The following is a 22,393-nucleotide window of genomic DNA, read 5'->3' on the forward strand; positions in this document are numbered from 1 at the left end:
GCCCTGTCACCATGCAACTGCTCCAGCAGCATGAGACGCGCAGCTTCCGGGTGCTGCTCCTGCTGCTGGTGCTTTGCCTGGCCGCGTTCGCCGCGCTGTTCGCGGTATCCGCCCTCACGGGAAAGAAGGAGACGCCGGTGATTGCCGAACGCTGCGTCGCCGTCGTGGGCGGCGCGGAATACCGGTTGACGCTCGAGCAGGCGGCACATGCCTCGACTATTTCCGGCGTGGCGGTGGCCCGCGGGCTGCCGCCGCGCGCCGTTTCGATAGCCCTGGCCACGGCACTGCAGGAATCGGGCCTGCGCAACGTGGATTACGGTGACGACGCCGGCCCGGACTCCCGCGGTCTCTTCCAGCAGCGTCCATCCCAGGGCTGGGGCAGCCAGGAACAGGTCATGGACCCCTTCTACGCCGCCAACGCGTTCTACAACGGGCTGGAGCAGGTGCCCGGCTACCTGGATCTCCCGATCACGGAAGCAGCACAGACCGTCCAGCGCAGCGCCTTCCCTGATGCCTATGCCAAGCACGAAGGCCCTGCCCGGGCCTTCGCGTCCGCCCTCACCGGGCAGACCCCCGCAGCCTTGTCCTGCACCCTGCACACCCCTACTGCCACCGCTGATCCCGCGCAGAGTGCTGCCGCCGTCGAGGAAATTTACGGACCGCTCAACGGCTCCGTGCTGGGCCCCCTCTACCTGGCCGATGTCGAGGGCGCCTACGGCTGGTCCGTGGCGCAGTGGTTCGTCGCCAATGCCAAGTCCCTCGGCATCGAGTCGGTGGGCTACGAGGGCCGGACCTGGCACCGGGGCACGGCAGTCTGGGAAGAGTCGGATGCCGCCGCAGGCCAGGTCGCCGTCACCGCATTCACCCTTCCGGCGGACTAGACCGTCCGTGTCTTCGGCCAACTACGCTGCGGATCCCGCTGCGGAAGCGTTTAGGCTTAGGACCATGCGTATTCTAGTCACCGGTGGCACCGGTTATATCGGATCCCACACCACTCTCGCCCTGCTCGAAGCAGGCCATGACGTGGTGGTCGTGGATAACCTCCTGAACTCAAGCAGGGAATCCCTCCGGCGGGTCCAGGAGCTGACCGGCTGTAAGGCCGAGTTCATCCAGGCAGACCTGCTGGACAAGGACGCACTCGACGCGGCCTTCGAAGGGCGGTCCATCGACGCCGTCATCCACTTCGCCGGTCTGAAAGCCGTGGGCGAATCCGTGGCCAAGCCCCTGTACTACTACTCCAACAACGTGGTCGGCACCATCAACCTGCTCCATGCCATGGACCGCCACGACGTCCGGACCATTGTCTTCAGCTCGTCCGCAACCGTGTACGGTGCATCCGAAGAGGTTCCCCTCACCGAGGACTCCCCCATGGATGCAGTGAACCCCTACGGGCGCACCAAGGAGCAGATCGAGGACATCCTCAGTGATCTGGGCGCCGCGGATCCCCGCTGGAGCATTGCCCTACTGCGGTACTTCAACCCTGCCGGTGCCCACGAATCCGGCCGGATCGGCGAGGACCCCACGGGCATCCCGAACAATCTGCTGCCGTTCGTGGCACAGGTTGCCGTGGGCCGCCGCGACAAGGTTATGGTTTTCGGCAACGACTATCCCACACCGGACGGCACCGGAGTCCGCGACTACATCCATGTAGTGGACCTCGCCGCCGGCCACCTGGCCGCCCTGAACTTCCTGGGTGAAGCCCCCGGTGTGCACCGCTGGAACCTTGGCACCGGAAACGGTTCTTCCGTCCTGGAGGTCCTGGCCGCCTTCTCAGCTGCGGCCGGCCGGGAAATCCCGTACGAGTTCGCCGCCCGTCGCCCCGGGGATGCCGCCGTCAGCTATGCGGATCCCGCCGCTGCGCACGCGGACCTGGGCTGGCGTGCCGAACGCACGCTGGCGAGCATGTGCGAGGACCACTGGCGCTGGCAGAAGAACAACCCCCAGGGTTATGCCGCCGAGTAGTAAATAAACAAAAAAGGGAAGGTCCCCGGAATTCTCCGGGGACCTTCCCTTTTTCTCTTTCCAACCAGATCAGCGCTGCGGGTAGTTCCGCTCCGGCGCGCCCGTGTAAAGCTGGCGCGGGCGGCCGATCTTCGTCTGCGGATCCTGCATCATTTCGCGCCACTGGGCAATCCAGCCCGGCAGGCGGCCAATGGCGAACAGGACCGTGAACATCTTCTCCGGGAAGCCCATGGCCTTGTAGATCAGGCCGGTGTAGAAGTCCACGTTCGGGTACAGCTTGCGCTCGATGAAGTAATCATCGGCCAGGGCCTTCTCTTCGAGGCGCATGGCGATGTCCAGCAGCTCGTCGTTGCCGCCGAGCTTGGCCAGGATGTCGTGCGCCGTCGCCTTGACGATCTTGGCGCGCGGATCGTAATTCTTGTAAACACGGTGTCCGAAGCCCATGAGCTTGACGCCGTCTTCCTTGTTCTTGACCTTCTCCATGAAGGTTTCTGGCTGCATGCCGGTGGACTGGATGTCACGGAGCATGTTCAGGACCGCTTCGTTGGCGCCGCCGTGCAGCGGGCCGAAGAGTGCACTGATGCCGGCCGAAACGGACGCGAACATGTTGGCGTTGGAGCTGCCGACCAGGCGGACCGTGGAGGTGGAGCAGTTCTGCTCGTGGTCTGCATGCAGGATCAGCAGCAGGTCCAGGGCCTTCACCAGGTCCGGATCCATTTCGTACGGCTCGGCCGGCAGGCCGAAGGACAGCCGCATGAAGTTCTCCACCAGGTTCATGGAGTTGTCCGGGTAGAGCATCGGCTGGCCGATGGACTTCTTGTGCGCGTAGGCCGCGATCACGGGCAGCTTCGCCATCAGGCGGACCGTGGAGAGCTCCACCTGCTCTTCATCGAACGGGTCCAGGGAATCCTGGTAGAAGGTGGAGAGGGCGCTGACCGCCGAGGAGAGCACCGGCATCGGATGTGCATCGCGCGGGAATCCGCCGAAGAAGCCCTTGAGGTCCTCGTGGAGCAGGGTGTGGCGGCGGATCCGCTGGTCGAAGTTCTCCAGCTCGGTGGGCGTCGGCAGTTCCCCGTAAATCAGCAGGTACGAGGTCTCGAGGAAGCTCGAGTGCTTGGCCAGCTGCTCAATCGGGTAGCCGCGGTACCGCAGGATGCCCTGGTCGCCGTCGATGTAGGTGATCGCGGAGGTGGTGGCCGCCGTGTTCATGAAGCCGGGGTCAAAAGTGACGGTACCGGTCTGCTTCAGCAGTTTGGAAACGTCGAAGCCGTTGTTTCCCTCCGCTGCGGCAACGCGGGGCAGTACAAGCTCGTCTTCCGGGTTTGGCCCGTACTGGAGCTTGGCACTTGGTTGCTCAGTCATTAATTCTCCTTTAGGAGTTTTCGAAACCGCCGCTATGTACATCCGCTTCCGGCGGACATAGTGCATTCCACTAAACTATTTCGCTAAAACGCTACCGGTTTCAGTGCCCTTACCACTAATCGGGGCGGGCACTGTTGTACAAGCGCAACATGGCCAGGCGCCGCATGACGGTGCAGTGCCCAATACTATTCCTACCCGGTGCTTATCCGTGCCCGGTGCTGCCGGCTCCGGCAGCTGCGTGCAGGCGCTGCGCAGCGGCGCTGATGCCCTCATCGGTGCCGGTGAGGGCAATCCGGACGAATCCTGCCCCCGCGTCGCCGTAGAAGACCCCCGGGCCCACCACTATGCCGAGCTCCGCGAAACGTGCAACGGTCGCCCAGGTGTCCTCTCCCGCGCTCGCCCAGAGATACAGTCCTGCCTCGGAGTGCTCGATTTTCAGTCCGAAGGCTTCCAGGGCAGGGACTAGCAGGTCCCGGCGGGAGCGGTAGAGGTCCTTCTGCGCGGCCACATGCGTATCATCGCGCAGCGCCGCGGCCATGGCGGCCTGCACCGGGGCCGGAACAATCATTCCGGCATGCTTGCGGCTGTTGACCAGGTTCGCGATCAGTGCCGGGTCCCCGGCCGTGAACGCGGCACGGTAGCCGGCCATGTTCGACTGCTTGCTCAGGGAGTACACGGCGAGCAGCGACTCGGTGCTTCCGCCGCTGATCCGCGGATCCAGGATGCTGGGGACGGGTTCGCCGCCGCGGGAGGGATCCCAGGAGTCCCAGCCGAGCTCGGCGTAGCATTCGTCGGAGGCGACTACGGCACCTACGGCGCGGGCCTCTTCCACGAGCGTGCGCAGCGAGTCTGCGGAGCGCACGATGCCGGTGGGATTGCCCGGGGAGTTCACCCAGACGAGCCGCACGCGGGAACGTGTCTCCTCATCCAGATCCGACAGGGAATCGGCAGCGACCGCCGTCGCCCCGGCGAAAACTGCACCCATGTCGTAGGTGGGGTAGGCCACCACAGGGCGGACGACGACGTCGCCCTCCCCCAGCCCGAGCAGCAGCGGCAGCCACGCGACGAGTTCCTTGGAACCGATGGTGGGCAGCACTGCCTCCGGATCCAGTCCGGGGACGTTCCGGCGCCGGGCAAACCATTCCGTGACGGCGGCGCGCAGATCGGCGGTGCCGTGGGTGGTGGGATAGCCCGGAGCGTCCGCTGCCGCTGCCAGCGCCTCACGGACGACGGAGGGCGTGGGGTCGACGGGAGTACCGATGGAGAGGTTCACGGCCCCGTCAGGGTGCTCTGCGGCCCGGCGCTGGTACGGCGCCATGGCGTCCCAGGGGTATTCCGGCAAATCCAGGCCGAAGGCCCGGGACGCCGCCGTGCTCATGCCTGGTTCTGCGGCGGCAGGGCCGCGATGATCGGGTGGTCGGTGTGGGTGTTGCCTACCTTGGCTGCGCCGCCGGGGGAACCCAGGACGTCGAAGAACTCGACGTTGGCCTTGTAGTAGTCGGCCCATTCCTCGGGAGTGTCATCCTCGTAGTAAATGGCCTCCACCGGGCAGACGGGTTCACAGGCACCGCAGTCGACGCATTCGTCCGGGTGGATGTAGAGGGATCGTTCGCCTTCATAGATGCAGTCCACGGGGCACTCTTCAATACATGCCTTGTCTTTGACATCCACGCATGGCTGCGCAATTACGTACGTCACGTCCCTTGCCTTCCTGATCTGCGGACCGTCGGCCGGTAGGACGGCGGGTCGCTGGGTGTTGGTTCCACGTTAGTAGCCTTGTCCATTATCTCCCAGCCGGAGCGTCCCGGTGACTACTCCGGCCCCGCCGTAGGATGGTGGGATGACTTCCGACCCCGCCGCCCTGCTGCGCGGACTGCAGCCCGGTGTGCGGGTGGTGGTCCGCTACCGGATCGACGGCGGCTTTACCGACGCACTCGGCACCCTCACCGACATCGGGGCAGAGGAATGCACTGTATCCACCCGGCGCGGCGACGTCGTGATTGCCTATCCGCTGGTCACCGCTGCCAAGCCCGTCCCGCCGGCTCCCCCGCGGCGCTCTGCGCGGGCACGCCCGCTGCAGGGCTGATGCAGGGCGATGCAGGGCGGATGCAGGGCGGATGCAGGGCGGATGCAGGGCGGATGCAAAAAGGCCGCCGGAACCAATGGTTCCGACGGCCTTTTGCCTTTAAAACTTGCGCGGAGCTACCCGGCGGTTCCTGCTGCGCGGTCCCGGCCCAGCACGCGTGCACAGGCAAGGACGGCTGCCACAGTGGCAACAGCCTGCCCGAACAGCCACACCAGCCCGGCGATAACCACCGGCGGCTGCTCCGGCGCGGACGAGCCGGTCACGATCAGCGGCACTTCGCTGACCAGGGCCAGCGAGAAAAGCCCCAGCACCAGGTACGTAACCACGCCGGTCACGGCGCTGAGCAGCGCGCTGCGCTGCCAGAGGCCGATCAGCAGGGCCACAGCGCAGCTGAACACCACGGCCAGCAACGCACCGACGGGCAGACCGCTGTCGCCGGCGTAGACCACGTGGCCGTGCAGGGAGGTGCCCAGCACTGCGGCGAGGATTCCGCCGCCCACGGCGGCAAGAGGCCCCCGCCAGCGCGGGGACCTCTTGCCGGTGTCAGCCGTAGCGGAAATGACTAGGCCTTGGCGCGGGCGCGGTTGGCCTTGGCGCGGTCGTTCGCGTTCAGGACCAGCTTGCGGATGCGGATGGACTCCGGGGTGACCTCGACGCATTCGTCCTCACGGGCGAATTCGAGCGACTCTTCCAGGGTGAGCTTCCGCGGCGGGGTCAGGTTCTCGAAGGTATCCGAGGACGCGGCACGCATGTTGGTGAGCTGCTTTTCCTTGGTGATGTTCACGTCCATGTCATCGGCGCGGGAGTTCTCGCCGACGATCATGCCTTCGTAAACCTCGGAGGTGGGCTCCACGAAGAAGGAACCGCGTTCCTGCAGCTTGATCATGGCGAACGGGGTGACGACGCCGGAGCGGTCGGAGATCAGCGAACCGTTGGTGCGGTACTCGATCGGACCGGCCCAGGGCTCGTAGCCCTCGGCGATGGACGAGGAGATGCCGGCGCCGTGGGTTTCCGTCAGGAACTTGGTGCGGAAGCCGATCAGGCCGCGGGCCGGAACGATGAATTCCATGCGGACCCAGCCGGTGCCGTGGTTGGCCATGTTGACCATCCGGCCCTTGCGGACAGCCATCAGCTGCGTGACGGCACCCAGGTATTCCTCGGGTACGTCGATGGTCATGTGCTCCATCGGCTCGTTGACCTTGCCGTCAACGATCTTGGTGACTACCTGCGGCTTGCCGACAGTCAGCTCGAAGCCTTCGCGGCGCATCTGCTCCACGAGGATGGCCAGGGCGAGCTCGCCGCGGCCCTGGACTTCCCAGGCATCCGGACGCTCGGTCGGAAGGACCTTCAGCGACACGTTGCCGATCAGTTCCTTGTCGAGGCGGTCCTTGACCTGGCGGGCCGTGACCTTGGCACCCTTGACCCGGCCGGCCAGCGGCGAGGTGTTGATACCGATGGTCATGGAGATCGCGGGATCGTCCACGGTGATCAGCGGCAGCGGCTTGGGGTTGTCGACGTCGGTCAGGGTCTCACCGATGGTGATGTCCTCGATGCCGGCAACAGCCACGATCTCGCCCGGTCCGGCGGATTCGGTGGGAACGCGGTCCAGTGCCTTGGTCGCCAGCAGCTCGGTGATCTTGACGGTCTTCATGGTGCCGTCGTGGCGGGCCCAGGCAACGGTCTGGCCCTTGCGCAGGGTGCCGTTGAAGATACGCAGCAGGGCCAGGCGGCCGAGGAACGGGGAGGCGTCCAGGTTGGTGACGTGCGCCTGGAGGACACCCTCGGGGTCGTACGTGGGAGCCGGGATGTGGTCGATGATCGTCTGGAACAGCGGTTCCAGGTTGTCATTCGCGGGGGCTGAGCCGTCGGCCGGCTGCTCCAGGGAGGCTGCACCGACGCGGGCGGCGGCGTAGACAACGGGAACGTTCAGGACCAGGTCAAGGTCGAGGTCCGGAACTTCGTCGGCGAGGTCGGAGGCGAGGCCGAGCAGCAGGTCCATGGACTCGCTGACAACTTCGTCGATCCGGGCATCGGGACGGTCGGTCTTGTTGACCAGGAGGACTACCGGCAGCTTCGCGGCCAGCGCCTTGCGCAGCACGAAGCGGGTCTGGGGCAGCGGTCCTTCAGAGGCATCAACGAGCAGCACAACGCCGTCGACCATGGACAGACCGCGCTCGACCTCGCCGCCGAAGTCGGCGTGGCCGGGGGTGTCGATGACGTTGATGGTGATGGTTTCACCCTTGGCTGCCGGACCGTTGTAGAACACGGTGGTGTTCTTGGCCAGGATGGTGATGCCCTTTTCGCGCTCCAGGTCACCGGAGTCCATCACGCGGTCTTCCACGTCACCGTGGGCGGCAAACGAGTTTGTCTGCTTCAGCATGGCGTCGACGAGAGTCGTCTTACCGTGGTCAACGTGGGCCACAATCGCAACGTTGCGGAGATCGCTTCGTACTGCGGTATTTACGGCCGTGTTGGTTTCTGACATGCGTGAGGACTCAATTCATAGGAGATCAGTTCGGGGTGTATCTTTTTTCGGCCGGATTGGTACCGGCGTTTCCGGCTGTTCTGTACGAATGCTGATTCAATCGCTTGCTCAATCACCAGTCAGAATCCACCGAAGGCCCCGCCGTCAGCGGGCACGCTAACATTCTAGTCGCAATACCATACGATCCCTAATGCGTGCCTTTGCGGGGAGAAACGGAGCAGGCTGCTCCGGGGCCCGGACAGGGCCGAAGGCAGGCGCGGCGCGGGGGGCCGTTCCGGACGCAGCGAAGGCGGGAAACCTGTCCGGTTCCCCGCCTTCAGTGCATGTGCTTCCGGGCCGCTAGGCGACTTGCGGCGGCAGTTCCAGCCGGGATCCCGGGATGGCGGCGAGCAGTGCCTGTGTGTAGGCCTGCTGCGGGGCGTCGAACACCTCGTCAGTGGTGCCGGTCTCCACGAGCTTGCCCTTTTCCATCACGCAGACGAAGTCCGCAATCTGCCGGACCACCGCCAGGTCATGGGTAATGAACAGGTAGCTCAGTCCCAGCTCCGACTGCAGGTCCGCCAGCAGGTTCAGGATCTGGGCCTGCACCAGGACGTCCAGCGCAGAAACCGCTTCGTCGCAGATGACAACCTCGGGATCCAGTGCCAGCGCACGGGCGATGGCTACGCGCTGGCGCTGGCCGCCCGAGAGCTCGTTCGGGAAGCGGCGCATGACGGAGGACGGCAGGGCCACTTGGTCAAGGAGCTCGCGCACCTTGGCCTCGCGGCTCTTGGGCGTACCGATCTTGTGCACCCGAAGGGGCTCTTCAATGGTGCGGAAGATGTTGTACATCGGGTCCAGGGATCCATACGGATCCTGGAAGATCGGCTGGACCCGGCGGCGGAACTCGAACAGGCGCTTGCTGTTCAGCGTGGTCATGTCCACCCCGTCGAACAGGATGGATCCACTGGTGGGCGTCTCCAGGTTCAGCACCATGCGTGCCACCGTGGACTTGCCCGAACCGGACTCGCCCACGACGGCCGTGGTGGTGCCGCGCTTGATATTGAAGGACACGTTGTCCACGGCGGTGAAATCGGTGGACTTGCCGAGCCCGCTGCGGAGTTTGAAGACCTTCGTCAGGTCCTTCACCTCAATGACGTTATCCGCAGCCTTCAGCTTGGCACCGTCTTCGGAGGTGAGCAGGTCTGTGCTTTCCAGGCCGCGGCTCTTCGCCGAGTCGATGCGCTTGGAGGCCAGCGACGGCGCCGATTCCACCAGCTTGCGCGTGTATGGGTGGCGGGGGTTGGTCAGGATTTCCAGGGCCGGCCCGGATTCCACCACCCGTCCCTTGTACATCACAACAACCTTCTGTGCCCGTTCCGCGGCAAGGCCGAGGTCGTGCGTAATCAGCAGCACCGCGGTGCCCAGTTCATCAGTCAGGGTGCCCAGGTGGTCCAGGATCTGCCGCTGGACGGTGACGTCCAGCGCCGACGTCGGCTCATCGGCGATCAGCAGCCGCGGCCGGCAGGACAGGCCAATGGCGATCAGTGCCCGCTGGCGCATACCGCCGGAGAACTCGTGCGGGTACTGTTTGGCGCGGTTTGCCGCATCCGGCAGGCCCGCCTGTTCCAGGACCTTCGCAATGTCCGCCGCGGAATGCGGCAGCCCGTTCGCGCGCAGGGTTTCCTTGACCTGGAAACCGATCTTCCATACCGGGTTCAGGTTGGACATCGGGTCCTGCGGAACCATGCCGATCGAGTTGCCGCGCAGCTCCTGGATCCGCTTGGCGCTGGCATTGGAAATGTCCTCGCCGTCAAAGAGGATCTGGCCTGAGCTGACCCTGCCGTTGCCGGGCAGCAGGCCGATGGCCGCCAGCGCCGTCGTCGACTTGCCGGAGCCGGACTCCCCCACGATGGCCACGGTCTCGCCGGGCATGATCGTCAGGTGTGCGTCACGGACTGCTTCAACGTCGCCGTTGGCGGTGGTGAACGTGATTGCCAGGTCGCGGATTTCCAGCAGCGGCTGGACGGGCGTGTTGGGGGTATTGATGGTCATCGTTTGCGCGCCTTCGGATCAAGAGCATCACGGACCGCGTCGCCGAGCATGATGAAGCTCAGCACGGTGATGGAGAGGGCGGCCGCAGGCCAGAGCAGCGTTGAGGGGTTGGACCGCAACGAGGACTGGGCAGCCGAGATGTCATTTCCCCAGGACATGATGCCCGGCGGCAGCCCGATGCCCAGGAAGGACAGCGTGGCTTCCGCAACAATGAACGTTCCCAGCGAGATCGTGGCGATCACGATCACGGGAGCGGTGGAGTTGGGAATAACGTGCTTCACCAGCGCCGAGAACCGCGAGACACCGAGGGAGCGGGACGCCACCACGAAGTCCGAGTTGCGGACCGAGATCACTGCGCTGCGGGTAATGCGGGCCACCTGGGGCCACCCGAAGATCAGCAGCGTGAAGACCACCGTGATGACCGTGCGGTTCTCACGGAAAGCCGGCAGCTGCATGATGATGATGGCGCCGAGGATCAGCGGCAGGGCGAAGAAGATATCGCCGACCCGGGCGAGGATGGCGTCGAGCCATCCGCCGTAGTAGCCCGCCAGTGCTCCCGCGATGCCGCCAATGATCACGACGGCGATGGTGGTCAGCAGACCCACCAGGACGGACGCGCGTGTGCCGTAGATGACCCGGGCGTAAACGTCGCAGCCCTGGAAGGTGAAGCCCAGCGGGTGACCCGCCGTGGGCGCCCCGTTGGAATTGGCCAACAGGCAGTTTTCATCCGGTGACGCATTCGTGAACAGGCCGGGGAAAGCCGCAACCGTGAGAATCAGCAGGATAAGCAGGGCGGAAATGATGAACAGCGGCTGGGTGCGCAGGTTGCGCCAGGCCTCCCCCCAGAGGCTTAGCGGCTGGACATCTTCCTTGACGCTGTCCGTCGCCGCCAGAGGGGTTTCCTCCAGCGGGGCGACGTAGTGCTCGATGTGTGTGGTGTCTTTATGCATAACGGATCCTCGGATCAAGCCAGGCGTACAGGAGGTCTACCAGGAGGTTGGCGATGACGTAGACGAAAACGAGGACGCTCACGATCGACACGATCGTCGGCCCCTCTCCCCTGATGACTGACTGGTAAAGTCGCTGTCCCACTCCGGGGACGTTAAAGATGCCTTCGGTGACGATGGCGCCGCCCATGAGCGCACCCAGGTCCGCCCCGAGGAAGGTCACCACGGGAATCAGGGAGTTGCGCAGGATGTGCACGGTGACCACGCGCGGACGGGAAAGGCCCTTGGCGGTGGCGGTGCGGACGTAATCGGCGTTCATGTTCTCGATGACCGAGGTGCGCGTCAGGCGCAGGACGTAGGCGAAGGACGCCAGGCCCAGGACCACTGCCGGCAGGATCAGGTCCGCCCAGCCGGCGTCGCCGCCGACGGTGGGGCTGGTCCATTGGAGCTTGACGCCCACGAGGAACTGCAGCAGGAAGCCAAGCACGAACACCGGGATCGCGATCACGATCAGCGACACAACCAGGACGGTGCTGTCGAAGATCTTGCCCTTCTTCAGGCCGGCCATGAGGCCGAAGGCAATACCGAAGACCGCTTCGAAAAGCAGTGCCAGCACGGCGAGGCGCATCGTGACCGGGAAGGCCTGGGCCAGGACGGCTGAAACTTCGCGGCCGGAGAAGTCGACACCCAGGTCAAAGGTGACCAGGTTCTGCAGGTAGAGCAGGTACTGGATGATGAAGGGCTGGTCCAGGTTGTACTGGCTGCGCAGCTGTGCGGCAACGGCTTCGTTAACCGGCTTATCGCCGAAGAGCGCGGCGATGGGGTCTCCCGGCAGGGAGAACACGAGGAAGTAAACGAGGAAGGTGGCCCCGAAGAAAACGGGGATCATTTGGAGGAAGCGTCGAATGACGTAGCCGGCCATTAGGGGTGCTCTCCTGCCAGCTGTGGGGGATTGAAGTCTCGCATTTTTTGTATGCCTGTTCCTGATAGAACCCGAATACAAGCCGGGGCCCGGCCTTCTGGCCGGGCCCCGGATCGGTCGGTCTAGATACTGCTACTTGGCCGTGACGTTGTAGTACACCGGGACGCCGTTCCAGCCGGTTTCAACGTTGTCCACGTTTTCACTCCAGCCGGACTGTGCCACCTGGTACCACAGCGGGATAACGGGAAGGTCCTTCAGCAGGATTTCCTGCGCCTTGTTGAGCGTTTCCGCGCCCTCTTCCGGCGTGGAAGCCGCAAGGCCCTCGTTCAGGAGGTTGTCGAACTCTTCGCTCGAGTATTCGCCGTCGTTGGAACCCGCCCCGGTGCCGTACAGCGGGCCGAGGAAGTTGTTCAGGGACGGGTAATCGGCCTGCCAGCCGGTGCGGATGGCACCGGTCAGCGTCTTGGCGCTAGCGTCTGCGCGCAGTTCCTTGAACGTTGCGTAGGGCTTGCCTTCGGCCTGGATACCAAGGTTGTTCTTCAGACCGTTTGCTACGGCGTCAACCCATTCCTTGTGGTTGGCGTCGGCGTTGTAGCCGATGGTGAAGGGCTGGTCAGCGGGCCAGGGCGAAAGCTCCTCGGCTTCTTCCCAGAGTTCCTTGGCCTTCTCGGGGTCGAACTCGAGCACCTCGTTGCCGGGAATGCTGTCGTTGTAGCCCTCGATGACCGGAGCGGTGAATTCAGTGGCCGGTTCACGCGATCCTGAGAAGACAACCTCGGTGATCTCGTCCCGGTCGATGGCCATGGAGATGGCCTGGCGGCGGAGCTGTCCCGCTTCACCGGAGAACTCCGGAAGGTAGCCGGGGACGGTGATGGTCTGGTTGCCGGCGTAGGCCTTCTCGTCGAAGCGGCCTTCACCCAGATCCGTCTTGAACGTCTTCAGCGCCATGTTGGGAATGGTGTCGAGGATGTCCAGCTCGTTGGACTGCAGGTCTGCGTAGGCTGCGTCGAAGGAGGAGTAGAACTTGAAGGTCACTCCGCCGTTCTGCGGTACACGGGTTCCGGTGTAGTCCGGGTTAGCGACCAGGTCGATCTGGATCTCGTGCTGCCAGGCGTCGTCGCCGTCGAGCATGTACGGGCCGTTGCCGATGGGATCCTCGCCGAACGCGGCGGGGTCCGTAAGGGCCTCGGCGGGCAGCGGGAAGAAGGCGGTGTAGCCGAGTCGCTGCGGGAAGTCGGATTCCGGCTGGCTGAGCTTCACGGTGAACGTGCTGTCATCCACCACGGTCAGACCGCTCATCGTGTCGGCCGTTGCACCTTCCGCACTGACCACGTCGTAACCTTCGATACTCTCGAAGAAGTACGAGTTGAGCTGGGCGTTCTTGGCAGCTGCACCGAAGTTCCAGGCGTCAACGAAGGACTTGGCCGTGATGGCCTCGCCGTTGGTGAACTTCTGGTCCGCCTTCACCTTGATGGTGTAGGTCTGGGAATCTTCGGTCTCGATGGACTCGGCGAGTTCGTTGACCGTATTGCCGTCAGCGTCGTAGCTGACCAGGCCTTCGAAGAGCAGGTCCATGATGCGTCCGCCGCCAACTTCGTTGGTGTTGACCGGCATCAGCGGGTTCTGCGGTTCGGTGCCGTTGGCAGTGATGATCGCGGTGCTGTTGCCCTCGGTCTCACCCGAGCCTTCGGCCGATTCGTCGGATCCTCCACCGCAGGCGCTCAGCGTAAGTGCGGCAAGTGCCGCTACGCTCAGCATTTTGGAAGTGCGTGTGACGCGCATTCCGCCTCCTAGTTCTGTTCGGTTCCGGCGTTGATAACGCCGGTGTTGCGGCTCTGCCAAATGGTGAACCGACTCACAAAGCCAAAAGCATAAGCCCACTTTGTTGCCTAGACGTAACCAAGTCCGCCATGTGGCACCCTTATGGGCACCGTGCTGCCGATCACATGGCGCCAAAGACCCTGATGACGTGGGAAAAGGCCGAACCATACCGTCTGGTAACGATTTGGCATACGAGGCCTGTATTACATGCAATGACATGTCATATGGCGCGCTTTTGTGTCTCGCCCGGGCAAGGGAGGAGTCGGTTCCAGCCATGAGTGGGAGGATGCTCATGGGGTACCAACTGCACGACATCTCGAAGTAGGGGTTCCATGAAGATTACGATTATCGGCGGCTCGCAGGGCACCGGTGCGCGGCTCGCTTCCCTCGCACAGGACGCCGGCCATGAGGTCACGGCGCTCTCCCGGTCCGGCCGTGCACCCTCCGGTGTTTCCGCGCGCACCGGCGACGCTGCGGATCCTGAAACAGTGTCCGCGGCGGTGTCCGGGGCCGACGCTGTGTTCGTCACCGTGGGCGGAGCCAAGGGAGTCCCCCACCAGAGGGCTGCAGTTACCCGGGCAACCGTCAAGGCGATGCAGGCGCAGGGCGTACGGCGCCTCGTTGTGCAGTCCTCACTGGGAGCGGGAGATTCCTCCTCGCAGCTGCCCGGCCCGCTCGGCCTGATCACCCGGGTTGCGCTGGCCAAACCGCTGGCTGACCACAACGAGCAGGAGTCCGCCGTGACCGGCTCCGGGCTGGACTGGACACTGGTCCGCCCGACCGGTCTCACCGACAAGGACCCGGCCGGCACCTGGCGTGCCCTGGAGGTAGGCAGCGAGGGAAAGCTGCGAGGTTCGGTCCCCCGCCGCGACCTTGCGGCCTGCATGCTGGAGATCCTCACGGACGATTCCACCGTCGGTAAGGCCCTGGGCGTGAGCAGCTAGGGCGCCGAACCCAGCGGCTTCACCATGATCAGGCACGGTGTGGCGTCTCCCCACAGGTCCGTCTCTTCCAGGGGCAGGAATCCCCACGTCTCATAGAAGTGTCGGGTTCGCGCGTAGCCGGAGTCCGGATGCGAAGGGCCGAGGGTCTTCACCTCAAGGATTCGTACCCCGCGCCGGACCGCGCCGGCTTCGATGGCCGCGAGCATCGCAGTGCCGACGCCGGTGCCGTGAGCGGCGCGCTCGACCACGGTCAGGTGAATCTCCGCCACGTGCGGAAAGTGCCGGTCCACCAAGGTGACCCCGACCACGGACCCGTCGACGTCGCGCACGGTCCAGGTTTCCTTGCTTCGGGCAGCGTCGATGTACTCGGCATTCGAGTCGGGCTGCCCGAACCATTCGGGCACGCTGGCGAGAAGGCGGGCGACGTCGTCGGGAACGGGGTGATCCTGAGTCGCCGGCCAGGACCGGGCGATTTCACCTTGGGCCGTGGAGTCGGCGCCATGTATTGCCGGGTCCGGCCCGGCCTGCGCAGTCATGGCGCTGGTGCCGCGGCCGCGACGGTAGAACCTAGGCAATCTGGACCTGAATCTCACGGATTGCCGCTCCCAGGATGCCGCGTGACAGCAGTCCCTCTCCCAGTGGACCGGCGGAGTCAGCACCTACGGGCGGAAGCAGCCGCAGCACCTCTCGCTTGCTCTCGCTCAGATGTGCCAGCTGCCATCGGATCTCCTGCTGGACCGCCTCCGCTTGATCTGCGTTCGCGAGCGAGACTGCCTTCGCCGCGTAGGCAGCCGCACCCAGAGCATGGCGCCCATGTGGGCGACCGCGGCTGCCTGGGCGACGGCGCGGGCTGCCGCAGCGCCGGCCGGCGTGGTCGCAGCATTCGCGATCTTTACGACGACGAGCCGCTTGCTGATTTCTTCGGCGGCCGTGCCCGATCCTGCACTGTACGCACGGGTGCGGGCGAGCGCATTCCGGGCGGTTTCTTCCGCGGCCTCATCTGCTTTGTAGAGCGGGAGGACACGTTCAGCGCATGCTGCCGCCCATCGTGCGATGACGCGCCGGTTCGGATCGCTGAGAGTCTGGGGTGACGCCATCTCCAGATGATGCCACACCGGCTTGCGGGCCCGCCCTGGTGCTGCTGGACGACGCCTCCCCGCTGAACCCCAGCCAGAAGTCGGGACGCCCTGAAGACTGCTGCTTCGCCGCAGCCGGGTCCAGAGGGGAGCGCTGCTTCTGAAGCTACCTATAACAGTCGAAGCAGCTCGCCTGCGGAACACCCTCGTACGTGAAGAGTCCGTTCCCCGTTCAAGAATGGGCGCCTTGATGTCCAGCAAAGAAAGTAGCAGCGCTCAGACGGTTACTGGGAACACACCCAATCAGAACTGCCCGACTGTCGGTCGGCGCCCGGTATCGGAGCGGCTGGGATTGTCTCGTGAAGTTACTGCGGAGGCTCTTCCTTAAGCACGAGGCCTTCGTCTCCGGGGAGTACTTTGCCTTGATCCCGCTCTGCACTGTCCTCCTCATTCAAGGTCCAAGCGTCGCCCGGCGAGCAGGGAGCAGTAGCCCCGATACTGTACGACTCGTCGGACGCATAAGTATCGAATTCAGCCCGGAGGACGGGACCGCCCTCGGCGAAGACAGTCGGGTGGGTTGTCGGATTTACCGTGCGTACGCTCATGCCCAGGGACTCCCAATACTCGGCGACGCGTTTGGCGTCCCCAACATGGTCGGTTCCACGGGGGGCCCAGCGGTCGTAGCTATAACTGGCAGTTGCATCCTCGATACCGCTGCGGCTTTTGGGGATGCACTCATCAGCCGCCGCCGCACCGTTGCGGGGCCACCACCCGGTGACCGCGAGCTGGTCGGCGGTATTGAACACGAGTTCAACCACGCGGTCCCGTCCCTCCCTGGCACTGATTGCCGTACTGGGCTCCTTCTCGGCGCAGGCCGTTATTGTCATTCCCATCATGAGCGCGGCAGCCGCGGTCGTGAGGATCCTTATATGTGGCTTAGCGGCGGACAATTCATTCCTTCGATTAAGGGCTTTAGAAGACCAGCCGGTCCCACCGGAACCTCCGGGCGGGGCGCCGGGAGGGGTAATTGCTTCGTGGTGTTACTGCGGGGGCTCTTCCTGAAGCACGAGGCCTTCGTCTCCGGGGAGTACTTTGCCTTGATCCCGCTCTGCACTGTCCTCCTCATTCAAGGTCCAAGCGTCGCCCGGCGAGCAGGGGGCAGTAGCCCCGATGCTGTACGACTGTTCAGGTGCATCAGTATCGAATTCAGCCCGGAGGACGGGACCCCCCTCGCCAAACACGACCGGGTCTTTTGTCGGGTTTATGGTGCGTACGGTCATGCCAAGGGACTCCCAATAGTCGGCGACGCGCTGGGCGTCCTCAACATGGTCCGTTCCTTGAGGGGCCCAGCGGTCGTAGCTGTAACTGGCAGTGGCATCCCCCAGTCCATGGCTGCTTTCGGGGGTGCACTCCTGCGCCCCCGCTGACCCGTTGCGGGGCCACCACCCGGTGACGTCGAGCTGTTCGGCAGTATTGAAAACGAGCTCAACCACCCGGTCCCGTCCTTCTCTGGCACTGATTGTCTCCTCGGGGGCGTTTTTCTCCGACGTTGTCGTGTTTGACCCCTTCTGAGCGCATCCGGTCATCCCCACTAGGAGCACAGCGGCCGCCGCCGTAAACATCCACATATGTGTCCTAAAGGCGGGCACTGTTCATTCCTTCCAGTAAGGCCTTCTGCAGCTCAGCCGGCCCCAACGGGGCATACTCGGTGATCTTCTCCGGTAGTCCCATGATCGCCCAGGCTGTGTCTTTCAAGGATTCTGTTCTCTTGTCCAAGTATCCGGCCTGCCCAACGCACTTCTGGACCAAGGAGTTCTGCCCGAATAGGTCAGCGTAAACCTATCGACCCCGGTTACAAAAAATGCCGCCCTCAGCGTTTCCGGCGAGGGCGGCATTTCTTTTCAGACGAAAAACCTAGACATTAAACCTAAACTCAACCACGTTCCGTAGCCAGGCAACCTCTTGATTAGTCCCGCCAAAGGCCGACCAGACCCGCCGACCCTGCCTACGCCCCCGCCTGATCGCCTCTCAGCGGATCGTTGCTCATCGTCCGCTCGGTCTCCTCGAAGAGCAGACTCGGTCCCCGCAGGAACACCAATACGCGAAGCTCAGGTCCGAGATTTCAGGCAACACTGCGGGGGGCGTTTCTTGATCTCTAACGCATGCCCAAAACGCCTCCGGTAACGGCAAGGCCCGCCAACAGCCAGTTCGGCTGTCCAATAAACAACGCCCCGGCCAGAAGGCCGAGGCGTTGTTTATATGGACTGAAAACGTGGTCCCAACAGGAGGACACCGAATCCAGCCCCTGTGAAGCAAAACGGACGGGTGCGCTGGGTCGTCTGCCCACCAGTCTCTGGGAGGCAGAACACCTCGACTTCAGCTGAGTCAGTCGACTTTTTCGTATGAAGAAACCACTGGTGTCATACCGATGACGTCAAAGAAACCCATCAAGGTGCGCGTTGCCTGGCCCAGTTCGAACTCGAACCTACCTCCCTGTGCCAGCTCGGCAGCCATCACCTCGTTGGCGGCCTGGTCAGATTCATGGATCAAGGTCAACGTCCCGCAGTCAGAGGTCCTGATGATTAGCTCCGGCCTCGAACCGACACTGCGGCCGGCAGGACTATAGGTGCCTCCCTCAGCATCAGTGACAGTGCATTCCATTCGTACCCGGTGGTCGTCGTCATAGGAAGTAATAACCCACGGTCCAACCGTAAGCGCTAGGACGAGCAGCCCAAAGGTGGGCAAAATTCCCCAAAAGGCCAAATTACTCTTCAACGATCGTGACGGCTTTTTGGGCGGATCCGCTGAGATGTTGCCCTCGGCTTGTGGGTTCAATTCATCCTCCTCCCCTTTATCCAATTAAACCTGTTCCCCCTTGATACTAATTTGATAACTCGTGGTGCCGAACGATGGGTCCACCGGAGCCGTTGAGCCCGCCGCTGATAACGGCCGGAATCAGATCTTCTGTGCTGGGGATACGCCCTGCATCAATCGTCTCCTCAACCACCGCTTGGGTAACCCCGGCTGCGCGCCCCACAACGTCCTCCACTATCGGTGTCCAAGGTGAACTAGGCGTCACATGAGAATTGGCCCCTGGCGACAGGGGCGGAATGGGCAATCTTGAGGTGGCCAGATCAGAGAGCTTGCCGCTGCCGTAGCAGAAACCTGCATTGACTACGAAGCCTAGTCCTCCCGCCTGAATATATCCTCCCGCGGTCCTCTCCCCCTCGGCGGTATTGAGTCTGTAGTCAGCAACGCCGGATGTAGCCCCGGACACTCCCGCTGACTCCTGCCGCTACACCGCCGGCGAGGCCTCCAAGGCCGCCGATCAGAGCGTCTTTGCCCCCCCTGGCCCAGTCCGCTGTCCCATCATGGGCCTTCGACGTTGCTATCGGCATGCCTCCGCTGATCAATGCAACGGAGGCGGCACCAATCAGCGCCACGCCCACCGGACCGCCAACACCGGATCCACCGTGAGAAATGAACCATCTGTCGGCCGGAGATTCCTTCCGTTTACGACCGTCCAAAGCACTTCTGGACCAGGAACCCCACCAGGATATTTACTTCTCGAAAAACTATCGATTCGGGTATAAATAAAGCCGCCCTCGACGTTTCCGTGAGGGCGGCTTTCTCAATGCTTCAGGCGAAGAATCTATACATTAAACCTGAATTCCACCACGTCGCCGTCGACCATGACGTAGTCCTTGCCTTCGATGCGGACCTTGCCGCGGGACTTGGCCTCGGCCATGGAGCCGGCATCGACCAGGTCGTCGAAGGAAACAACTTCGGCCTTGATGAAGCCGCGCTGGAAGTCGGAGTGGATGACGCCGGCAGCCTGGGGCGCGGTATCGCCCTTGCGGATGGTCCAGGCGCGGGTTTCCTTGGGGCCGGCAGTCAGGTAGGTCTGCAGGCCCAAGGTGTGGAAGCCGACGCGGGCCAGCTGGTCCAGGCCGGATTCTTCCTGGCCGTTCATTTCCAGCATTTCGCGGGCTTCTTCTTCGTCCAGCTCCACCAGGTCGGCTTCAAGCTTGGCGTCGAGGAAGATGGCGTCCGCCGGTGCCACCAGTTCGCGCAGTTCGGCCTGGCGGTCCGGGTTGCCCAGCACGGCGTCGTCGACGTTGAACACGTAGATGAACGGCTTGGCGGTGAGCAGGCTCAGCTCGCGCAGGTGTTCCATGTCCAGCTTGTCGCTGGCCACCGAGGAGAAGATCGTGTCGCCGCGTTCCAGCACGGTGCGGGCGGCCTCCATGGCAGCCAGCTGCGCGGCGTCGCGCTTTTTGATCTTGACTTCCTTCTCCACCCGCGGGATCGCCTTTTCCAGCGTCTGCAGGTCAGCCAGGATCAGCTCGGTGTTGATGGTTTCCATGTCCGAACGCGGGTCCACCTTGCCGTCCACGTGGATGACGTCGGGGTCATCGAACACGCGGATAACCTGGGCAATGGCTTCGGCTTCGCGGATGTTGGCGAGGAACTGGTTGCCCAGCCCTTCACCCTCGGAAGCGCCCTTGACGATGCCGGCAATATCCACGAAGGACACCGTTGCCGGGAGGATGCGCGCCGAACCGTGGATTTCGGCCAGCTTGGCCAGCCGCGGATCGGGAAGGGACACGACGCCGACGTTCGGTTCGATGGTGGCGAACGGATAGTTCGCCGCCAGCACGTTGTTGCGGGTCAGCGCATTGAACAGGGTTGATTTGCCGACGTTGGGCAGGCCGACGATGCCAATAGTAAGAGCCACGTTAGTAAATGATACCGGGCGCTAGGACTCGTCGGCACGACGGCGGCCGCCGAGGCCGCGGGAGGAGTCCCCCATGGCCTTCAGCGTGGCGCGGATTTCCTTCGGCAGGGAGAAGATGATGTCCTCTTCGGCCGTCACTACCTCTTCGACGTCGCCGTAGCCGTACTGCGCCAGCAGGTGCAGCACGTCCTGGACCAGATTCTCCGGCACGGAGGCGCCGGAGGTCACGCCGACCGTGGCCACGCCCTCGAACCAGCTTTCATCCACCTCGTTGGCAAAGTCCACGCGGTAGGAGGCCTTGGCACCGTATTCCAGCGCCACCTCCACCAGCCGGACGGAGTTGGAGGAGTTTGCCGACCCCACCACGAGCACCAGGTCCGCTTCCGGGGCAATCTTCTTGATCGCGGCCTGGCGGTTGGACGTTGCGTAGCAAATGTCATCGCTGGGGGGATCCTGCAGGGAGGGGAAGCGTTCGCGCAGCAGATTCACGGTGTGCATGGCTTCATCCACGCTGAGGGTGGTCTGGGAGAGCCAGATGACCTTGTCCGGGTCCCGGACGGTGACCTTGTCCACGTCTTCGGGACCGTTGACGATCTGCATGTGCTCCGGCGCTTCGCCGTAGGTGCCCTCGACCTCTTCGTGGCCTTCATGTCCGATCAGCAGGATGTCGAAGTCGTCGCGGGCAAACCGGACGGCTTCGCGGTGCACCTTGGTGACCAGCGGGCAGGTGGCGTCGATGGTGCGCAGCTGCCGGTCCGCCGCGGATTGCACGACGGCGGGTGAGACGCCGTGGGCGGAGAAGATCAGCAGCGAGCCCTCGGGCACCTCGTCGGTCTCGTCCACGAAGATTGCACCCTTTTCCTCCAGCGTGGTGACCACGTGGAGGTTGTGGACAATCTGCTTGCGGACGTACACAGGCGGACCGTAGGCTTCCAGCGCCTTTTCGACGGCGATGACCGCCCGGTCCACTCCGGCGCAGTAGCCGCGCGGTGCCGCCAGCAGCACGCGCCGCGGACCGAAAACGGGAGCGGCAGCTGCCACTTCCTCGGGGGTGCGGCGCCGCCGGGGCACGGTGGGCATCGGCACGGAGATAACTGTGCTGGTCATGTCCCTATGCTATCGGGTGGGCTATGCGATCCCGTCCCCGCGCGCCGTGGGTACGCTCACAGCGGAGCTACCGCCCGGACCTGCTCAGCACCCTCGCCAGGAGCCCGGCGACGAACACTCCGGCACCGGCCAGCATCAGGCCGACGGTCCAGGTGCGGAAGCTGTCCGCTGCCTGCCCGGCGAAGGCCTCCGCGAAGGCGGACGCCACCGCGCTGCCCACCTGCTGCGCGGACACTATGCCCGGCAACATCCCCGCCGCCAGCCACAGCACTGCACCGGCAAGCGCCACCCCCACTCCCAACAGCGCGAACGTCGTGGACCGGCGTCGTGCAGCGATCAGGGCAAGGAGGCCTGCGACGGCGGCGGCGAGCGCCAGGAGCGGCCAGGCCTCGCCGGCCCGCTGGACGTTGGAGATCAGGTCCGCATGCCCCGCTCCCCCAATCTCCACCGGAACCTGCTCCGGGGCCGGCACCGAGGTGCCGAGTTCCCCTCCCACGCTTCCGGTGACAAGTCCCACCAGGGGCGCGACGTCGAGCGTCACCGCGCTGCCCGCCCCCTCTGCGGCATTGCCGAAGGTCAGTGCATGCGAGCGGCGCAGCGTCTCACTCCAGGCCTCCGGGTACTCCGGCAGCGACTGGACCTGTTCCACGGCCGACGTAATGAGCGGCCCCACCAGCCCGGCCAACGGTGCGGGAACCTCCGCCGACACGGCGTCGGACAGGGACACCGCGAGTTCATCCTGGAGGGATTCGTCCCGTGCCAGCGGCTCGCCCAGGGAGGCAAACCCGTTTTCCGAGACCACGTTCGTGTTCAGCCACGCCCCGCAGAAGGCCGCTGCGGCAAGCAGGACGGCGAGCAGGCCGAAAACGGCCGAGACGAATGTGCGCATAAAAGTTCCTTGTCCGTGGG

20 protein-coding genes and 1 pseudogene are annotated in these 22,393 nt (G+C 64.1%); 4 read left to right on the plus strand and 17 right to left on the minus strand.

From position 1 onward, the window contains the following. Window positions 1-11 precede the first annotated feature (11 nt). Both NNX37_RS01410 and galE read left to right on the plus strand, forming a co-directional pair. Window positions 12-881: a hypothetical protein gene (locus NNX37_RS01410; RefSeq protein WP_255790368.1), complete on the plus strand. Its 870-nt coding sequence runs from the start codon at window positions 12-14 to the stop codon at window positions 879-881. Between the two features lie 64 nt (window positions 882-945). Next, on the plus strand, window positions 946-1,962 hold the full coding sequence (galE, locus tag NNX37_RS01415) for a UDP-glucose 4-epimerase GalE (protein ID WP_255790369.1): 1,017 nt from the start codon (window positions 946-948) through the stop codon (window positions 1,960-1,962). Between the two features lie 69 nt (window positions 1,963-2,031). Here the strand turns inward: galE and NNX37_RS01420 are convergent, their stop codons facing one another. The 3 genes from NNX37_RS01420 to fdxA form a co-directional block, all read right to left on the minus strand. After that, on the minus strand, window positions 2,032-3,324 hold the full coding sequence (locus NNX37_RS01420) for a citrate synthase (RefSeq protein ID WP_255790371.1): 1,293 nt from the start codon (window positions 3,322-3,324) through the stop codon (window positions 2,032-2,034). A 202-nt stretch (window positions 3,325-3,526) separates the two neighbouring features. After that, window positions 3,527-4,702, minus strand: a complete 1,176-nt coding sequence (gene dapC, locus NNX37_RS01425) for a succinyldiaminopimelate transaminase (protein WP_255790372.1) — start codon at window positions 4,700-4,702, stop codon at window positions 3,527-3,529. Continuing rightward, window positions 4,699-5,022: a ferredoxin gene (gene fdxA / locus NNX37_RS01430; RefSeq protein ID WP_230020973.1), complete on the minus strand. Its 324-nt coding sequence runs from the start codon at window positions 5,020-5,022 to the stop codon at window positions 4,699-4,701. Before fdxA ends, dapC begins: the two co-directional genes overlap by 4 nt. 142 nt (window positions 5,023-5,164) lie before the next feature. On the opposite strand from fdxA, the gene NNX37_RS01435 reads away from it, so the two are divergent. Beyond that, complete coding sequence (locus NNX37_RS01435) at window positions 5,165-5,410, plus strand: putative acetyltransferase (RefSeq protein ID WP_255790373.1); 246 nt, start codon at window positions 5,165-5,167, stop codon at window positions 5,408-5,410. 116 nt (window positions 5,411-5,526) lie between these two features. Here the strand turns inward: NNX37_RS01435 and NNX37_RS01440 are convergent, their stop codons facing one another. The 6 genes from NNX37_RS01440 to NNX37_RS01465 form a co-directional block, all read right to left on the minus strand. After that, window positions 5,527-5,910: a hypothetical protein gene (locus NNX37_RS01440; RefSeq protein ID WP_255790375.1), complete on the minus strand. Its 384-nt coding sequence runs from the start codon at window positions 5,908-5,910 to the stop codon at window positions 5,527-5,529. Between the two features lie 62 nt (window positions 5,911-5,972). Further along, the gene (gene typA, locus NNX37_RS01445) at window positions 5,973-7,895 is read right to left on the minus strand and encodes a translational GTPase TypA (protein WP_230020977.1); all 1,923 of its coding nucleotides are present in this window, start codon (window positions 7,893-7,895) and stop codon (window positions 5,973-5,975) included. Window positions 7,896-8,234: 339 nt separating this feature from the next. Next, window positions 8,235-9,929, minus strand: coding sequence for an ABC transporter ATP-binding protein (locus NNX37_RS01450; RefSeq protein WP_255790376.1), 1,695 nt, complete (start codon window positions 9,927-9,929; stop codon window positions 8,235-8,237). Continuing rightward, a complete protein-coding gene (locus NNX37_RS01455) occupies window positions 9,926-10,879 on the minus strand; it encodes an ABC transporter permease (protein WP_255790377.1) in 954 nt (317 codons plus the stop codon). The genes NNX37_RS01450 and NNX37_RS01455 overlap by 4 nt, the downstream gene beginning before the upstream one ends. After that, the gene (locus tag NNX37_RS01460; RefSeq protein ID WP_255790378.1) at window positions 10,872-11,798 is read right to left on the minus strand and encodes an ABC transporter permease; all 927 of its coding nucleotides are present in this window, start codon (window positions 11,796-11,798) and stop codon (window positions 10,872-10,874) included. Before NNX37_RS01460 ends, NNX37_RS01455 begins: the two co-directional genes overlap by 8 nt. A gap of 132 nt (window positions 11,799-11,930) precedes the next feature. Then, window positions 11,931-13,580, minus strand: a complete 1,650-nt coding sequence (locus NNX37_RS01465; RefSeq protein ID WP_255790379.1) for a peptide ABC transporter substrate-binding protein — start codon at window positions 13,578-13,580, stop codon at window positions 11,931-11,933. 371 nt (window positions 13,581-13,951) lie between these two features. Here NNX37_RS01465 and NNX37_RS01470 point away from each other — a divergent pair, with 371 nt between their 5' ends. Beyond that, window positions 13,952-14,563 carry an NAD(P)-dependent oxidoreductase gene (locus NNX37_RS01470; RefSeq protein ID WP_255790380.1) on the plus strand — a complete coding sequence of 204 codons (612 nt, stop codon included), beginning with the start codon at window positions 13,952-13,954 and terminating at the stop codon, window positions 14,561-14,563. On the opposite strand, the gene NNX37_RS01475 is transcribed toward NNX37_RS01470, so the two are convergent. The 8 genes and pseudogenes from NNX37_RS01475 to NNX37_RS01510 form a co-directional block, all read right to left on the minus strand. After that, complete coding sequence (locus NNX37_RS01475) at window positions 14,560-15,138, minus strand: GNAT family N-acetyltransferase (RefSeq protein WP_255790381.1); 579 nt, start codon at window positions 15,136-15,138, stop codon at window positions 14,560-14,562. The two genes, NNX37_RS01470 and NNX37_RS01475, sit on opposite strands and share 4 nt — an antisense overlap. Then, window positions 15,131-15,660 (minus strand): annotated as a pseudogene (locus tag NNX37_RS01480) (putative immunity protein). The gene NNX37_RS01475 and the pseudogene NNX37_RS01480 overlap by 8 nt, the downstream one beginning before the upstream one ends. Before the next feature lie 344 nt (window positions 15,661-16,004). Further along, the gene (locus NNX37_RS01485) at window positions 16,005-16,526 is read right to left on the minus strand and encodes a hypothetical protein (RefSeq protein ID WP_255790383.1); all 522 of its coding nucleotides are present in this window, start codon (window positions 16,524-16,526) and stop codon (window positions 16,005-16,007) included. Between the two features lie 153 nt (window positions 16,527-16,679). Beyond that, entirely contained in the window at window positions 16,680-17,132 is a 453-nt protein-coding gene (locus tag NNX37_RS01490) for a hypothetical protein (protein WP_255790384.1), read from the minus strand. An 892-nt stretch (window positions 17,133-18,024) separates the two neighbouring features. Then, window positions 18,025-18,189 (minus strand): hypothetical protein, encoded by a 165-nt coding sequence (locus tag NNX37_RS01495; protein ID WP_255790386.1) that lies wholly within the window; start codon window positions 18,187-18,189, stop codon window positions 18,025-18,027. A 1,102-nt stretch (window positions 18,190-19,291) separates the two neighbouring features. Then, complete coding sequence (gene ychF / locus NNX37_RS01500) at window positions 19,292-20,377, minus strand: redox-regulated ATPase YchF (RefSeq protein WP_229949860.1); 1,086 nt, start codon at window positions 20,375-20,377, stop codon at window positions 19,292-19,294. A 21-nt stretch (window positions 20,378-20,398) separates the two neighbouring features. Next, complete coding sequence (locus NNX37_RS01505) at window positions 20,399-21,484, minus strand: 4-hydroxy-3-methylbut-2-enyl diphosphate reductase (RefSeq protein WP_255790388.1); 1,086 nt, start codon at window positions 21,482-21,484, stop codon at window positions 20,399-20,401. Window positions 21,485-21,551: 67 nt separating this feature from the next. After that, on the minus strand, window positions 21,552-22,373 hold the full coding sequence (locus NNX37_RS01510; RefSeq protein ID WP_255790389.1) for a hypothetical protein: 822 nt from the start codon (window positions 22,371-22,373) through the stop codon (window positions 21,552-21,554). Window positions 22,374-22,393: the final 20 nt, after the last annotated feature.

Origin of the sequence: Arthrobacter zhaoxinii (assembly GCF_024385505.1) — a bacterium.
GTDB classification, from domain to species: domain Bacteria; phylum Actinomycetota; class Actinomycetes; order Actinomycetales; family Micrococcaceae; genus Arthrobacter_B; species Arthrobacter_B zhaoxinii.

Bases quoted from the DNA above. Each gene is read 5' to 3' on its own strand.
- NNX37_RS01410 (WP_255790368.1), top strand. From the start codon at position 12: ATGCAACTGCTCCAGCAGCATGAGACGCGCAGCTTCCGGGTGCTGCTC.
- galE (WP_255790369.1), top strand. From the start codon at position 946: ATGCGTATTCTAGTCACCGGTGGCACCGGTTATATCGGATCCCACACC.
- NNX37_RS01420 (WP_255790371.1), bottom strand. From the start codon at position 3,324: ATGACTGAGCAACCAAGTGCCAAGCTCCAGTACGGGCCAAACCCGGAA.
- dapC (WP_255790372.1), bottom strand. From the start codon at position 4,702: ATGAGCACGGCGGCGTCCCGGGCCTTCGGCCTGGATTTGCCGGAATAC.
- NNX37_RS01435 (WP_255790373.1), top strand. From the start codon at position 5,165: ATGACTTCCGACCCCGCCGCCCTGCTGCGCGGACTGCAGCCCGGTGTG.
- typA (WP_230020977.1), bottom strand. From the start codon at position 7,895: ATGTCAGAAACCAACACGGCCGTAAATACCGCAGTACGAAGCGATCTC.
- NNX37_RS01450 (WP_255790376.1), bottom strand. From the start codon at position 9,929: ATGACCATCAATACCCCCAACACGCCCGTCCAGCCGCTGCTGGAAATC.
- NNX37_RS01455 (WP_255790377.1), bottom strand. From the start codon at position 10,879: ATGCATAAAGACACCACACACATCGAGCACTACGTCGCCCCGCTGGAG.
- NNX37_RS01460 (WP_255790378.1), bottom strand. From the start codon at position 11,798: ATGGCCGGCTACGTCATTCGACGCTTCCTCCAAATGATCCCCGTTTTC.
- NNX37_RS01465 (WP_255790379.1), bottom strand. From the start codon at position 13,580: ATGCGCGTCACACGCACTTCCAAAATGCTGAGCGTAGCGGCACTTGCC.
- NNX37_RS01470 (WP_255790380.1), top strand. From the start codon at position 13,952: ATGAAGATTACGATTATCGGCGGCTCGCAGGGCACCGGTGCGCGGCTC.
- NNX37_RS01485 (WP_255790383.1), bottom strand. From the start codon at position 16,526: ATGACAATAACGGCCTGCGCCGAGAAGGAGCCCAGTACGGCAATCAGT.
- NNX37_RS01505 (WP_255790388.1), bottom strand. From the start codon at position 21,484: ATGACCAGCACAGTTATCTCCGTGCCGATGCCCACCGTGCCCCGGCGG.
- NNX37_RS01510 (WP_255790389.1), bottom strand. From the start codon at position 22,373: ATGCGCACATTCGTCTCGGCCGTTTTCGGCCTGCTCGCCGTCCTGCTT.